Origin of the sequence: Eubacterium barkeri, from assembly GCF_900107125.1 — a bacterium.
Taxonomy (GTDB): Bacteria; Bacillota; Clostridia; order Eubacteriales; family Eubacteriaceae; genus Eubacterium_O; species Eubacterium_O barkeri.
On sequence record NZ_FNOU01000009.1, the window covers coordinates 22789 to 37108 of the forward strand.

At 49.1% G+C, this 14320-nt stretch carries 11 protein-coding genes; 8 read left to right on the forward strand and 3 right to left on the reverse strand.

Annotation, left to right across the window (positions count from 1 at the left end; genetic code table 11):
* Positions 1–122 precede the first annotated feature (122 nt).
* The 8 genes from dnaA (at position 123) to BLU30_RS06870 (ending at position 10042) form a co-directional block, all read left to right on the forward strand.
* Positions 123–1496: a chromosomal replication initiator protein DnaA gene (gene dnaA / locus BLU30_RS06835; RefSeq protein WP_242873533.1), complete on the forward strand. Its 1374-nt coding sequence runs from the start codon at positions 123–125 to the stop codon at positions 1494–1496.
* 210 nt (positions 1497–1706) lie between these two features.
* Positions 1707–2819 (forward strand): DNA polymerase III subunit beta, encoded by a 1113-nt coding sequence (dnaN, locus tag BLU30_RS06840; protein ID WP_090244833.1) that lies wholly within the window; start codon positions 1707–1709, stop codon positions 2817–2819.
* 202 nt (positions 2820–3021) lie between these two features.
* On the forward strand, positions 3022–3252 hold the full coding sequence (locus BLU30_RS06845; RefSeq protein WP_090244836.1) for an RNA-binding S4 domain-containing protein: 231 nt from the start codon (positions 3022–3024) through the stop codon (positions 3250–3252).
* On the forward strand, positions 3249–4373 hold the full coding sequence (recF, locus tag BLU30_RS06850) for a DNA replication/repair protein RecF (protein ID WP_090244838.1): 1125 nt from the start codon (positions 3249–3251) through the stop codon (positions 4371–4373). The genes BLU30_RS06845 and recF overlap by 4 nt, the downstream gene beginning before the upstream one ends.
* 25 nt (positions 4374–4398) lie before the next feature.
* Entirely contained in the window at positions 4399–6321 is a 1923-nt protein-coding gene (gene gyrB / locus BLU30_RS06855) for a DNA topoisomerase (ATP-hydrolyzing) subunit B (protein WP_090244841.1), read from the forward strand.
* A 33-nt stretch (positions 6322–6354) separates the two neighbouring features.
* Positions 6355–8841: a DNA gyrase subunit A gene (gene gyrA, locus BLU30_RS06860; RefSeq protein ID WP_176770860.1), complete on the forward strand. Its 2487-nt coding sequence runs from the start codon at positions 6355–6357 to the stop codon at positions 8839–8841.
* A gap of 21 nt (positions 8842–8862) precedes the next feature.
* Positions 8863–9525 carry a ribulose-phosphate 3-epimerase gene (gene rpe, locus BLU30_RS06865; protein ID WP_090244845.1) on the forward strand — a complete coding sequence of 221 codons (663 nt, stop codon included), beginning with the start codon at positions 8863–8865 and terminating at the stop codon, positions 9523–9525.
* Positions 9526–9568: 43 nt separating this feature from the next.
* Entirely contained in the window at positions 9569–10042 is a 474-nt protein-coding gene (locus tag BLU30_RS06870) for a methylated-DNA--[protein]-cysteine S-methyltransferase (RefSeq protein ID WP_090244848.1), read from the forward strand.
* A gap of 45 nt (positions 10043–10087) precedes the next feature.
* Here the strand turns inward: BLU30_RS06870 and BLU30_RS06875 are convergent, their stop codons facing one another.
* From BLU30_RS06875 to BLU30_RS06885, 3 genes are all read right to left on the reverse strand, one after another.
* Positions 10088–11791: an ABC1 kinase family protein gene (locus tag BLU30_RS06875; protein ID WP_242873534.1), complete on the reverse strand. Its 1704-nt coding sequence runs from the start codon at positions 11789–11791 to the stop codon at positions 10088–10090.
* The gene (locus BLU30_RS06880; protein ID WP_090244851.1) at positions 11718–12056 is read right to left on the reverse strand and encodes a phasin family protein; all 339 of its coding nucleotides are present in this window, start codon (positions 12054–12056) and stop codon (positions 11718–11720) included. The genes BLU30_RS06875 and BLU30_RS06880 overlap by 74 nt, the downstream gene beginning before the upstream one ends.
* Positions 12057–12270: 214 nt before the next feature.
* The gene (locus BLU30_RS06885; protein WP_090244853.1) at positions 12271–14244 is read right to left on the reverse strand and encodes an elongation factor G; all 1974 of its coding nucleotides are present in this window, start codon (positions 14242–14244) and stop codon (positions 12271–12273) included.
* Between the last annotated feature and the right edge of the window lie 76 nt (positions 14245–14320).

The window sequence follows — 14320 nt, forward strand, 5'->3', positions numbered from 1 at the left end:
TTTTTCCACATTCCGCCATCTTGATAAGTTATAAACAGGATGTGGATAAACTCAAATCTTTGAATCCATGCACAGTCTCTGTGGGTGGCTTGTTGAAAAAATGTGAATACTTGGAGGAACTATTGGAGCATTCAATCGATACCATCTGGCAAAAAGCCCTCGACATGATTAGTGAAGACATGCCTGAGGTTAGCTTTAACACCTGGTTTACCGAACTTATCCCTATGGAATTTATCAGCCACGATTTTTATGTCAAAGTCGCGACGAGCAATGCCAAATTCTGCAAATCAGTATTAGATACCCGCTACCTGACCCTAACCAATAATGCGGTTTCAAACGTCCTTGGTGAAAATATTCAGGTTAAATTTATTTTAGACGATTCCGAAATCCCCCGGGGGAAAAAGCTTGTTCTGGAGGCGACGCCTTCAAAGGAACCCTCCTCTAATCAATCAGGAAGCCGAAGGATTAAATCCTCCAGTAACCTCAATTCAAAATATACCTTTGATAAATTTGTCATCGGTGAAAATAACCGTTTTGCCCATGCCGCCTGTGTTGCGGTCTCGGAATTCCCCTCTGAGCGCTATAATCCCCTCTTTATTTACGGGGGTGTCGGTCTGGGTAAAACCCACTTAATGCAGGCCATTGGCAACTTCATCAGCGAATACTCCAACAATCGCGTCGTCTATGTCTCCTGTGAGACCTTCACCAATGAATTTATTGATTCCATCAAGAATCAGAATAGCGAAACCTTTCGGAATAAGTATCGAAATGTCGACATTCTTTTAATTGATGACATTCAGTTCCTAGCCAAAAAAGAAGGAACCCAGGAAGAATTCTTCCATACCTTTAATACCCTCCACGAGGAAAACAAACAGATTGTCATCAGCTCTGACCGTCCCCCCCGGGAGATTCCAAATCTAGCCGAAAGATTGCGAAGTCGCTTTGAAATGGGCTTAATTACGGATATCTCCACCCCTAATTTTGAGACGCGAATTGCCATCCTGCGGAAAAAAGCGGAATCCTACGCAGAAGATATCCCCGATGATGTCCTGAACTTTATTGCAGACAATATCCATTCAAACATACGGGAACTCGAGGGCGCTTTAACGACGGTTGTCGCCTATTCCAAGCTCCATGGACAAAAGATATCCCTCAATTTTGCCCGGGATGCCTTGAAGGATTTGTTCAAGGACAAGGCTAATATCGTCATTGATGCCGCTTATATTAAGGAAACAACGGCGAAATACTTCAATATCACCGTGGAGGAGATGGACTCTAAAAAGCGCACCAAGGCCATTTCCACCCCCCGTCAGGTGGCAATGTACCTCACCCGGGAAATGACAGAACTCTCCCTTCCCCGTATCGGAGAAGAATTTGGGGGGCGGGATCATTCCACCATCATTCACGGCTGCCAAAAGATTTCAGAGGAAATGGACAGTAATACAGATTTTAAAAATCTGATTATCCGAATCCAGAATGAGATTAAGGGAGACTAAAATCATCCACAGTGGATAACACTGAGTTGCCCACATAAAATCCCTGTCTTTTTCCACAGGTTATCCACCGTTAAAAAACGTCGATACACCTCTAAAAACAGGACATTTACAGTTATCCACAGCTTCAACAGGCCCTACTACTATTACTACTATTTTTATAATATGTATAACTATACATAACCATGCAAAATACGCGAAACGAGGTTACCCATGAAATTTGATTGTGCTAAAGATGAATTAACCCAAGCCCTGGCCATTGTCAGCCGGGGAGTTGCCAGCAAAAGCACCATGCCAGTGCTGGAGGGCATTTTATTCCAAGCCTACGAAAACCGTCTTTTTCTCACGACTACCAATATGGAAATCAGCGTTAAGACCTCCATTGCGGCTAATATTGAAGGCGAAGGGGAAATTATTCTTTCCTCAAGCTTTATACTGGAACTCATTCGAAAACTATCCGGGGATACTGTTTTTTTTGAGGGGACCGATAATCTCCAAATGAAGGTCGAATGTCTCCTTTCTTCCTTTACCATTCGGGGGATGTCCACAGAAGAATTCCCGACCTTCCCTAAAATTATAGAAGATTATGACTTCACCATTAATGCCGGACAACTCAAAGCCCTGATCCACGGCAGCCTTTTTTCAGTTGCCATTAGTGAGAATATTCCAGTACTTACAGGGCTGAAGATGGAAATCCAAGGAAATTCCCTGACGGTTATTGCCTTAGATGGCTATCGTCTCTCCCTTTGTAAAGGAGAGCTGGAAAATGGTGTTGAAGGCGGGATATCCGTCATTGTTCCAGGTAAAAGCATGAACGAATTAGATAAACTGCTTTCTGGAAAGAATGGGGATATCATCGTCCGATTCTCCCAGACACAGATTTTCTTTGAAATTGAAAATACCCAATTTACCTCACGCTTACTTGAGGGGGAATTTATTAATTATAAGCATATTATCCCCAACGAGAAGAGTACTGAGGTGATCGTTGAACGCAAACTGCTTTTGGAAAGCTGTGAGCGGGCAGCCCTATTGGCCCGGGAAGGTAAAAATAACCTGATCAAGATGGAATTTGGCATCGATCAGATGGCGGTTACCTCCAGTGCCGATATTGGCGATGTTTATGAAATCATCCCCATCGATAAAAAGGGTGAGGATATCAAAATTGCCTTTAACTCTAAGTTTGTCATCGACGCCCTCCGAGTCATTGGTGACGATCAAATCAAAATCGATATGACCACCTCTGTGGGACCAGCGGTCATCCAATCCCCTCAGGAAAATGGTGCTTATACCTATCTGATTCTTCCCGTTCGGATCTCCGATGATTAATCATCATTTTCTCTTTATTTTTCCTTTTCGGGAAAAACTTCACATAAACTTTTAAGGACTTGTCTTGTACAAGTCCTTTTTTATGGTATAATAATCCAGATAGAGACTATTTATATCTAAAATCACGATTTATTCCATGATTTTAAAGGAGTTTTCGCAAAATAGATGAAATATCTATTAAAACAACTAAAAGGGTTATGAGATGGAAAAAATAGAAATCACTACGGAATACATCAAGCTGGATCAGCTGCTTAAATTCATTGGAATTGTGGGATCTGGCAGCGATGCGAAGATGCTCATTGCCGATGGACTGGTGACCTTTAATGGGGATGTCTGCACCATGCGCGGTAAAAAAGTCCGCCCTGGTGATGTGGTGACGGTAGAAGATGCCGGTGAATATCACATTACTGCTAACGGCGATCGGGTACAATGATCCTTAAATCCTTAAAACTTGGCCAATTTAGAAACTATGAAAGTACATCCCTCACCTTTTCGGACCATATTAATGTGATCGTCGGACCGAATGCCCAGGGCAAGACGAACTTGCTGGAGGGAATCTTTTTTTTGTCCCGGGGGTACTCCCACCGGGCAGTGAATATTTCTGAATTGGCATCCTTTGGCCAGGAGGCTTTCTTTATTGGCGGTGAGATCCAGCGTCAGGAGATTGACCATCGCATCACCATGGCCATGGACCATAAAAAGAAAATCCTGAAGGTTAATGGTAAAAAAGAGGGTAAACAGGAGGCTGCCTCCCGGATTATGTCCACCATTCTTTTTGAACCCGAGGATTTGCGGATTGTTAAGGCGGGACCAGAGAAGCGCAGACGTTTTATGGACGAGGAAATCAGCGGCTTTATGCCAGGGTATGGCCATGTGCTTAAGCAGTACAAAAAAGTCCTTCACCAGCGTAATGCCCTGTTAAAGGAGATCCGCTACACCCCAAGCCTGGCTGATACCCTGGAGCCCTGGGATGCCCAACTCATCGAATATGGCACGGCACTCATGGGATATCGGGTGGATTATTTAAAACAGCTGAACAAAAACGCCCGAAAGCTCCATCATTTAATGAGCTCCGGGGCTGAGGTTTTGTCCCTTTACTACCAAAATAATATTTTAGCGGATTTAAAGGAACAGGATTCCCTGGAGCAAATTTTCAGACAGCGTGTTCTGGAAAGCCGAAAGGGGGATATGGATCGGGGTTCCACCACCTATGGGCCCCATGTGGATGATCTGATTATCCATATTAATGGGATGGAAGCCCGTAAATACGGCTCCCAGGGACAGCAGCGCACAGCGGCGATTTCCCTGAAGCTTTCCCAGATTGATATCTATAAAGAAAGCACCGGAGATTACCCCATTGTCCTTTTAGATGATATTTTATCGGAGCTGGATGAAACCCGGCAGGAGCGGATTTTATCCCTTTTAGGCCGGACCCAGGCTTTTATTACCTGTACCGATGCGAGCTTTGCCCGCCGGTACGATCACAATGAACTGAATCAATTCCAGGTTTTGGATGGAAAAATCCAAAAATGGGTTAATGGATCAGAGCGTTGAACCAATGTGTTAGATGGAGGAAAATATGGCAGATAATTTAACGACCAATCATGAATATGGCGCAGACCAGATCCAGGTTTTAGAAGGCCTGGAGGCAGTACGAAAACGCCCGGGGATGTATATCGGAAGCACGGGTAAGCAGGGACTCCATCATCTGGTATACGAAGTGGTGGATAACTCCATCGATGAGGCTCTGGCTGGCTATTGCCGGAATATTACCGTGGTGGTAGATTCTGATAATGCCGTTACCGTGACAGATGATGGCCGTGGGATTCCAACGGGGATGAACCATAAAAAGAAAAAAACCGGGGTGGAATTGGCCCTGACCGTCCTTCACGCCGGCGGGAAATTCGGCGGCGGAGGGTACAAGGTATCCGGGGGGCTCCACGGTGTTGGGGTTTCGGTTGTTAATGCCCTGTCCATGGAGCTGGTGGTTGAAATCAAGCAAAACAAGCAGATTTTCACCCAGTCCTTTGCCCGGGGGAAAAAGACCTCTGAGCTGGAAGTCATTGGGAATACGAACCGGACCGGAACAAAGGTTTATTTCAAACCGGACCCGGAAATTTTTGACGAGCTAATCTACGATTACGATGTCCTTGAACATCGTCTTCGGGAGCTGGCTTTCTTAAATAAAGGGGTTTCCATTACCTTAAAGGACGAACGTCCGGGGATGGAGCAAAAGGAAACCTATTGCTATGAAGGTGGGATTCGATCCTATATTGAATATATGAATCGCAATAAGGATGCCCTGTATGAAGACATTGCCTATTATGAAAAGGAAATGGATGATTATAGCCTTGAAATCGCCTTTCAGTACACCACGGGCTATACCGAAAATATCTTTAGCTATGCCAATAATATCTTCACCCCGGAAGGCGGAACCCACTTGAATGGGTTTAAAAGTGCCCTCACCCGAACGGTGAACAATTACGCTAAAAAGAACAACTATATTAAATCCAATGAAAAAAACCTCTCTGGTGAAGATGTGCGGGAAGGCTTGACGGCCATTATCAGCATCAAGCTTCTGGATCCCCAGTTTGAAGGACAGACGAAAACAAAGCTGGGTAACCCGGAGGTCAAGGGGATTGTGGAAACCATTGTCAATGAAGAGCTTTCCGCCTTTTTGGAGGAAAATCCAACCATTGCCAAAACCATTATCGAAAAGACCTTATCCGCATCCCGAGCCCGGGAAGCGGCAAAAAAAGCCCGGGAGCTGACCCGTCGTAAGAGTGCTTTAGACAGCACATCATTACCCGGGAAATTAGCGGACTGTCGGGAAAAGGACCCTGCCCTCTCTGAAATCTTCATCGTGGAAGGGGACTCTGCTGGCGGTTCTGCCAAAAGTGGACGGGATTCAAAAATCCAGGCGATCCTCCCCCTCCGTGGGAAAATCCTCAATGTGGAAAAGGCCCGTCTGGACCGTATTTTAACCACGGATTCCCTGAAATCCATGATTACTGCCTTTGGGACCAGCGTGGGTGAGGATTTTGATGTGACAAAATCCCGGTATCATAAAATCATCATTATGACAGATGCCGATGTGGATGGCGCTCATATCCGGACCTTGCTTTTGACCTTCTTCTATCGCTATATGCGCGGCCTCATTGAGCATGGCTATGTGTACATCGCCCAGCCGCCCCTCTTTAAGATTACCCGGGGTAAGCATGTGGAATATGCCTATACCGATGCAGACCTTGAAAAGCGTCTGGTTGAGGAAGAGGATCGTTCCAAGGTAACCCTCCAGCGGTACAAAGGCCTTGGGGAAATGGATGCCAGCCAGTTGTGGGAAACCACCATGGACCCCAACACCCGGACCATGCTCCAGGTCAATGTGGAGGATGCGGCCTACGCCGATGAAATCTTTACCATCCTCATGGGGGATAAGGTACAGCCCCGTAAGGAATTTATCGAACGGAATGCGAAAAAGGTTAAGAACCTGGACATATAGAAGAGAGAAAGGTAAGTAATGGACGAAAATGAAATGATGCCTATGGGCAATATCCGTCCCGTCAATATCGAGGACGAAATGAAGAATTGTTATATCGACTACGCCATGAGCGTCATCATCGGACGGGCCCTGCCGGACGTTCGGGATGGCCTGAAGCCGGTCCATAGACGGATCCTCTTCGCCATGAGCGAGCTCGGCATGACACCAGACAAGCCCTTTAGAAAATCTGCCCGTATCGTCGGGGAGGTTTTAGGGAAATACCATCCCCATGGGGACTCCTCTGTTTACGATGCTATGGTTCGTATGGCCCAGGATTTCTCCACCCGTTATATGACCATCCAGGGCCAGGGAAACTTTGGCTCTGTGGATGGGGATGGCGCTGCCGCCATGCGTTATACCGAAGCGCGTTTGGGCAAGATCGCCATGGAAATGCTCCGGGATATCAATAAGGATACGGTGGACTTTATCCCGAACTTTGATGGTTCTGAAGAAGAGCCAGAGGTTCTTCCTGCCCGGTTCCCCCAATTGTTGGTCAATGGGTCCTCGGGGATTGCCGTTGGGATGGCCACCAATATCCCACCCCATAACCTGGGGGAAGTCATCGATGGCACCGTCGCCTTCATTGATAATCCGGAGATCACCATCGAAGAGCTGATGACCCACATCAAGGGACCAGACTTTCCAACGGCGGGTATCCTCCTGGGAAAGGCTGGAATTAAAGAAGCCTACCGCACTGGCCGGGGACGGGTAAAAATCCGCTCTAAGGTCGAAATTATGGAAAATAAGCGGGGTCGGAAGCAGATTGTGGTTTCCGAAATCCCCTATATGGTCAATAAGGCTAAGCTCATTGAAAAAATTGCGGAGCTGGTGAAGGATAAACGGGTAGAAGGCATCTCCGATATTCGGGATGAATCGGACCTGAAAAAAGGCATCAACATCGTCATCGATTTAAAGAAGGATGCCAATGAAACCATTATTTTAAACCAGCTGTACAAGCACACCCAGCTCCAGGATACCTTTGGGATTATCATGCTGGCCCTGGTGGATGGACAGCCAAAGGTTTTAAACTTAAAGCAGGTCCTTTACCACTACATTGAGCATCAAAAGGAAATCATCGTACGACGGACGAAGTTTGACCTTAAAAAGGCCGAAGCCCGGGCCCATATTTTAGAAGGCCTGCGCATCGCCCTGGACCACATTGACGAGGTCATTGCCTTGATCCGTGCAGCGGCAGATGGTAAGGAAGCGAAAATTCAGTTGGTGGAACGCTTTGCCCTGACTGAAATCCAGGCCCAGGCCATTCTCGATATGCGTCTCCAGCGCCTGACCGGTTTGGAACGGGAAAAAATTGAAAATGAATACGCCGAGCTCATGAAGCTCATTGCGGAGCTCCGGGCAATCCTGGCAGATGAACAGCTGGTCCTCAATATCATTAAGGAAGAGCTGACGGAAATTAAACGGAAATACAGCGATGCCCGCCGGACATCCTTCGATATCGACGTCGAGGACTTTGACGTGGAAGACCTGATCGAAGAAGAGGAAGTGGTCATCACCATGACCCATATCGGGTATGTCAAACGGATTTCCACAGACACTTACCGCTCCCAGAAACGGGGTGGTAAAGGAATTACGGCTCTGTCCACCCGGGATAATGACTTTGTGGAGCACCTCTTTACCACGACCACCCATCACTACCTTCTCTTCTTTACCAACAAGGGAAAGGTACTGCGCTTAAAGGGGTTCGAAATTCCAGAAGCAGGGCGGACGGCCAAGGGAACAGCCATCGTCAATTTACTCCAGTTGGAGCCGGATGAAAAGATCACAACCATGATTCCCATTAAGGAATTCACAGAGGATCAGTTCCTGGTAATGGCGACCCGATATGGGATTATCAAGAAAACACCCTTATCGGAATACGATTCTTCCCGGAAAAATGGGATTATCGGTATTAACCTCCGGGACGATGATGAACTCATCAATGTGCGTATTGTCCATAATACAGAGGACATTGTCATGGGAACTCAGAAGGGCTATGCCATCCGCTTTAAGTCGGAGGATGCCCGATCCATGGGGCGGACCTCCATTGGGGTGCGGGGCATTGATCTGCGCGCCGGCGACGTGGTGGTTGGTATGGATATTGTTTCCGATGAGGACTGCGTGCTGTGTGTCTCTGAAAAGGGCTATGGCAAGCTGACCCAGGGCAATGAATACCGTGCCCAGAACCGCGGTGGTAAGGGCGTGCAAACCTATAAGGTGACCAATAAAACCGGTGAGCTGGTGGGCTTTTGCGTGCTGTCGCCCGGCGGTGAGATCATGATGATCAATAACCAGGGTGTGGTCATTAAGTTAGAGGGCGATGGTATTTCCAAGGTTGGCCGGAACACCCAGGGGGTCCGGCTGATGAAGCTGAAGGAAAATGAACGGATTGCGACGATTTCAAAGGTATATAAGGAAGATCCTGAGGATGATGAAGAAACCCCAGCCGATGACGATGCTCAAATGACCCTTTTGGACGAATAATTCAAGACGGAGGTTACTTTCATGAATGTTATTATTTCACCATCCATGCTCAGTGCAGATTTTGCCAACCTGGAGCGTGATTTGAAGGCGGTGGCAGCGAGTGGGGCACAGTGGCTCCACGTGGATGTAATGGACGGCCATTTTGTCCCGAACATTACCATTGGACCCGATCAGGTGGCTTGTATTCGGAAGTGCATTGATTTGCCCTTCGATGTGCACCTGATGATTTCAGAGCCGTTAAAATATATTCCTAAATTTGCCAAGGCCGGGGCGGATATGATCACCATCCATGTTGAATCTGAGGATGATCCGGCAGCGTGCCTGGCACTTATAAAGGAATGTGGGAAAAAGGCGGGTATCGTTCTGTCACCAGACACCCCCACCTCGGCCATTGCCCCTTATTTGGATGCCGTTTCCATGGTTCTGGTAATGAGTGTGTACCCAGGCTTTGGCGGACAATCTTATATTCCGGAAAGTACCGAACGCCTTCGGGAGATCCGTGCCATGATTGGCAGCCGGGATATCCGCCTGGAGGTCGATGGTGGGGTCAATTTTGATACCCTGGAGGCCGTTGTGGAAGCTGGGGCAGATACCATTGTTTCTGGCTCCTGTCTCTTTAATGGAGATATGACAGAAAATGTTGCAAAATTCAATGAAATCATTGCCACAGTTGTGGTAGAATAGTTGAAGAAATTTTAGAGATAGAAAGCTAGTAGTAGGATTAAACATGTTTGATGAATGGAGCCACTATTCCTATGAGACCCCATTGGGTACCCTGACCATCCAGGATGATGGTATTGGTATTGCACGGGTCCACTGGGATGTGGAAGAAAAAAACAAAAAAGGCGAAAACCAGGAAACCGAGTTGATTAAAAGGGCCTTTAACCAGCTCATGGAGTATTTTGGCGGCAGTCGAAAAACCTTTGATCTCCCCCTTCGACTGCGGGGAACCGCCTTTCAGAAAAAGGTGTGGCAGGTTTTAAGACAAATTCCCTATGGCGAAACCTGGACCTATCAACAGGTAGCGGATGCCATTGGAAATTCCAATGCCAGCCGTGCCGTCGGTATGGCCAATAACCGGAATCCCGTGGCCATTATCGTTCCCTGTCACCGGGTTATCGGATCCAATGGCCGCCTTACTGGCTACGCCGGAGGTATCGAGCTGAAGAAGCAGCTGTTGCAAATGGAAAGTGTCGTGTAAGGTTACCACTCAAAAAAAGACTGTGAAAGCAGTCTTTTTTTGATCCTACCGCTTGCGGCGGTGGTTTTTCCATTTTGTGTGATAGATATCAAAGACAAGGTAAAGCCCCAGGATGACAGCCACAAAATACCCCAGGGCACCTAAAGCGGGAATGCCCAAAAGCCGGGGGGTCATGGCGGTGGTGCTGATAAAGCTGGAGCCGATGAGCAGGGCAGCAGCAATCAGGGCTGTAACAATCCGATTAATCATCTGCTCAATGCGGTTTAAGGGCTCTTCGGAGCCGGTGATTTCTAAATTCACCTTTGCCTGGCCACGAAGGGCCATTTTTAGAGCATCCACCGTATATCGGGGGATATCTAAAATATTGGATTGGGCGCTGTAAGCATTGTGGAGAAATTCCAGGGTCTTTTTTCGAATATCAATTTGACCCAGGGATTCGTTTTCCAAGTGTGCTGCTAAAATCTGGATAATGTTGGTATCTGGGTCCAGATGACTGATAACCCCTTCAAAGGTCATCACTCCCCGGGCCAGCATGGTCATCCCCTTAGGCATGGCAATATGATGATACCCTGCAATTTGCAGGGTTTCCTCCATAATGGTTCCTAAATTGATATTCCCCAGATCCAGATCTCCATATTCTGTTACCATATCGTCGATGTCAGCATATAAACGGGCGTGGTTAATATGGCCATGGTGGACTCCAATGGCCAGAATGATGGCTTTAAGCTGCTCCACATTTTTACTGGCCAGAGCGGATATGGCTTCCCGGTAGAGCTTCATCTCCCGATGGGATAAGGTCCCCATCATTCCAAGGTCAATCCAGGCAATCTTTCCCCCATCGATACGGATATTCCCCGGATGGGGATCCGCCTGAAAGAAACCATCATCCACAATTTGCTTAATGTAATTCTCACAAAGCTTAGCAGCGATGTCCCGGAGGTCATAACCCAAGGTTTCAAGGACTTCCACCTTATTGATATCAACACCGGGGATATAACTCATCACCAGAACCTTTGGAGTGGTGTAGTGGTGATAGATTACCGGGCATTCAACATAGATGACGTCCTTATTATTGGCGGCGAAGGTATCGGCATTTTTTGCTTCAATGAGAAAATCCATCTCCTGCTTGGCCGTCACCCACATTTCATCTAAAATCATGCGAAAGTCAATGGTGCCCCCTGCGGTGGCACCAGCCAATTTTAAAAGATCGGTGGCTCGGTATAAAAGGGCAATATCCATGGACATAGTTTCGTAAATGCCTGGGCGCTGGACCTTGACGACGACCTCGGTGCCGTCTAAGAGGATGCCTTGATGGACCTGGGCGATGGAAGCAGAGCCCAGGGGCGCTTCATCCATGCTTTTAAAAACATCCTTCATCTTACGGCCATATTCGGATTCGATGACGGTTTTGATGGTGGAAAAGGGTAAAGGAGCGACATTGGTCTGGAGTTTGGCCAGCTCGTGGCAATACTCCGGGGGCAGGATGTCCTGCCGCATGGAAAGGACCTGGCCCAGCTTGACAAAGGTGGGTCCCAGGTCCTCTATGATGTGTCTGATTTTAACTGGGGTGATCCCCTTGGCAATCTCGTACCTGTGGAGGATTCCCATTATTTCCCGGAGACGCTTTCGCCTATAGGATTTTTGGGTCCTTTTGTCCACCGTTACCGTATCCAGACTACTTGTCACCGTCATGATCATCGGATGATGGGTCCAAAGCGGCCAGCTTTTCCTTAAGGGCTTGGATTTCATCCTTGGACATTTCCTTGATATTATCCATGACACCATCCACCGTGGGAACGACCTTGGTTTTAAGGACATCTGCATTTTGGGAGACGCAATCCTTAATGTTGCGTTTTAGCTCTTCATTAATGGCCTTCCCCTGTTCCACGGTAATTTCACCTTTTTTAACCAGGTGATCCAGTAGTGCCCCTGCTTTTTCTGAGGTTTCTGCTGCGGCACCCACACCAGCCAGCATTAATTTCTTGAGTTCATCGCCAAAATCGAAATTTGCCATGATTACGTCCTCCTTCATTCGAATACTATTAGTATACGCCTGATTTATTAAAAGCGGTTTAAAATATCAGAGTGTAGACAAAGTGCCATAGCGCTCCCTTCCCTGGGTTTGTCGATAGTCTGAAATATTTTAGTCATTTAAACCATTGCGGGATAACCGTTTTGACATTCTTTACCAATGCGCATTATAGTTAGACGAATGGTATAAAGGGGTATCATTTCAGGCAGTGCATCGACGCGGACACTTCATCCCAGGGCACAGCATAGCCAGCGCCGTGGGAGCAGAAGATGGAGGCACAAGGATGGTTGCCATCCGAAAGAGGATCGTAGGCCGATCCGGTGATGATGGCTTCGGCATCGTGGCAGGGGGCGTAGCCAGTGAAGTGGGTACGCAGAATCCCCCGGCCGTGGGTATCGTTCATCAATACTGTGGGATAATCCATCATAGCGGCTACTGGAGCCACGCCGGTGATGCAGGTCATGGTGCCCAGGGTCTGCTGTTCCTCCAGGGTGCCGGCCATGCGGGTAATGTCCGACAGGGCCTTGCCAACCTGCTCTGTGGGCAGGGTCAGGGTGAAGGCCCAGAGGGGCTCCAGGAGGACGGCCTGGCCCGCGGCCTTGGCCTGCATGAGGCCCTGACGGATGGCCCGGCAGGTGGCCTGGCGAAAATCCCCGCCCTCGGTATGCTTCAGGTGGGCCCGTCCCGCCGTCAGCACAATGCGGACATCGGTGAGATCCGCCCCGGTGAGTACCCCGGGATGGGCCTTCTCAAAAATGTGGGTGCGGATGAGGTTTTGCCAGTTGCTGGCCAGGATGTCCTGGGAGCAGTGACTTTCAAAGGTGATGCCGCTCCCCCGCTCCCCGGGCTCCAGGTGCAGGCAGACCTCGGCATAGTGGCGTAGGGGCTCAAAGTGGCCATAGCCTGGTACCGGGGCGTCGATGGTTTCCTGATACACCACCCGGGCCGGACCGAAGGCGATGGCTATACCGAAGCGCTCCGCCACCAGCTGGGTCAGAACCTCCATTTGGATGGGGCCCATGAGATAGACCAGGACCTGTCCGGCATGAGCATCCCAGGTCACGCCCAGCAAGGGGTCCTCCTCCCCCAACTGTTTCATGCATTGGTAGAGGGTGGGGCCATCGGTACCATCGGTGGCCCAGGTTTGAGCGGCGAATAGGGGGACGAAGGCATTCTCCTCTTGGGTGGGCTCACAGCCCAATCCATCCCCCGCCCGGCTGTTGGTCAGACCAGCGACGGCACAGAGCTCCCCGACCCTGGCGGTGGAGATGGCGGTGAAGCGCGGACCGTTGTAGCGGCGCAGCTCCAGAATCTTATCGTCACCGACCATCTGCCGGACCGACAGGCTGCCGGAGGTGATTTTGAGATCCGTTAGGCGGCAGCCCTTGTCGTCATAGTGGATTTTATGGACCCTGGCGCCGAAGGTGTCACTCACTGCCCCACCGTCTTTGGGCAGGAAATCCTCCAGGGCGGTGAGCAGCTCCGAGATCCCCTGATCCTTCAAGGCTGAGCCAGCGAAGACGGGGATGATGCGGCGCTTTCGCACCAGGCGGTTTAATGCTTCCTGCCACACGGGCGCATGGTATCCCGACTCCAGATAATATTCCAGAAGAGCCTCGTCCCGCTCGGCCAGGGCCTCGATGAGGAATTCATCCATTTCTCCGGTGGCGGTGTGTCCAGTGAACAGGATGCAGTCGGCATTCAAGCGGTGGAGCTTGGCCATGACGGCATCTGTATCCGCCCCCTCCCGGTCCATCTTATTAATGAAGCACACCAGGGGGAGGTGGTTTTGATCGGCCAGCTCGAAGAGGGTCTCACTGTGGCTTTGCACCCCCTCCACCCCGGAGAGGATAAAGAGCCCCAGGTCCATGACTCCCATGGCCCGCGCCGTCTCTCCGGAGAAATCCACATGTCCCGGGGTATCCAGCAGAAAGCGCAGGGCACCATCCTGTTTGTAGACCGCCTGGTCCGAAAAGACGGTGATACCCCGCTCCCGTTCGATGCGGTGGTAGTCTAAAAAAGCATCCTGATGGTCTACCCGTCCCGGACGGCGCAGGGCATCAGCGTGATACAGCAGCTGCTCACAAAGGGTCGTCTTCCCCGCATCCACATGGGCGAAAACGCCGATGACCGAGGCGCGTTGGGGGATCGAATCGTGATTAATATCCATTAATGGTTTCCTCCAGGGGATGAGCATGACAAAAGCTACCCGGCATCCTAGCAAGATTGGGTAGCTTTTAAAGTGT

What these genes read in the sequence shown, in the direction of transcription:
- BLU30_RS06870 (WP_090244848.1), top strand. Translation starts at nt 9,569, where the DNA reads ATGTTTGATGAATGGAGCCACTATTCCTATGAGACCCCATTGGGTACC.
- BLU30_RS06875 (WP_242873534.1), bottom strand. Translation starts at nt 11,791, where the DNA reads ATGAAATCCAAGCCCTTAAGGAAAAGCTGGCCGCTTTGGACCCATCAT.
- BLU30_RS06845 (WP_090244836.1), top strand. Translation starts at nt 3,022, where the DNA reads ATGGAAAAAATAGAAATCACTACGGAATACATCAAGCTGGATCAGCTG.
- gyrB (WP_090244841.1), top strand. Translation starts at nt 4,399, where the DNA reads ATGGCAGATAATTTAACGACCAATCATGAATATGGCGCAGACCAGATC.
- recF (WP_090244838.1), top strand. Translation starts at nt 3,249, where the DNA reads ATGATCCTTAAATCCTTAAAACTTGGCCAATTTAGAAACTATGAAAGT.
- BLU30_RS06880 (WP_090244851.1), bottom strand. Translation starts at nt 12,056, where the DNA reads ATGGCAAATTTCGATTTTGGCGATGAACTCAAGAAATTAATGCTGGCT.
- rpe (WP_090244845.1), top strand. Translation starts at nt 8,863, where the DNA reads ATGAATGTTATTATTTCACCATCCATGCTCAGTGCAGATTTTGCCAAC.
- dnaN (WP_090244833.1), top strand. Translation starts at nt 1,707, where the DNA reads ATGAAATTTGATTGTGCTAAAGATGAATTAACCCAAGCCCTGGCCATT.
- gyrA (WP_176770860.1), top strand. Translation starts at nt 6,355, where the DNA reads ATGATGCCTATGGGCAATATCCGTCCCGTCAATATCGAGGACGAAATG.
- BLU30_RS06885 (WP_090244853.1), bottom strand. Translation starts at nt 14,244, where the DNA reads ATGGATATTAATCACGATTCGATCCCCCAACGCGCCTCGGTCATCGGC.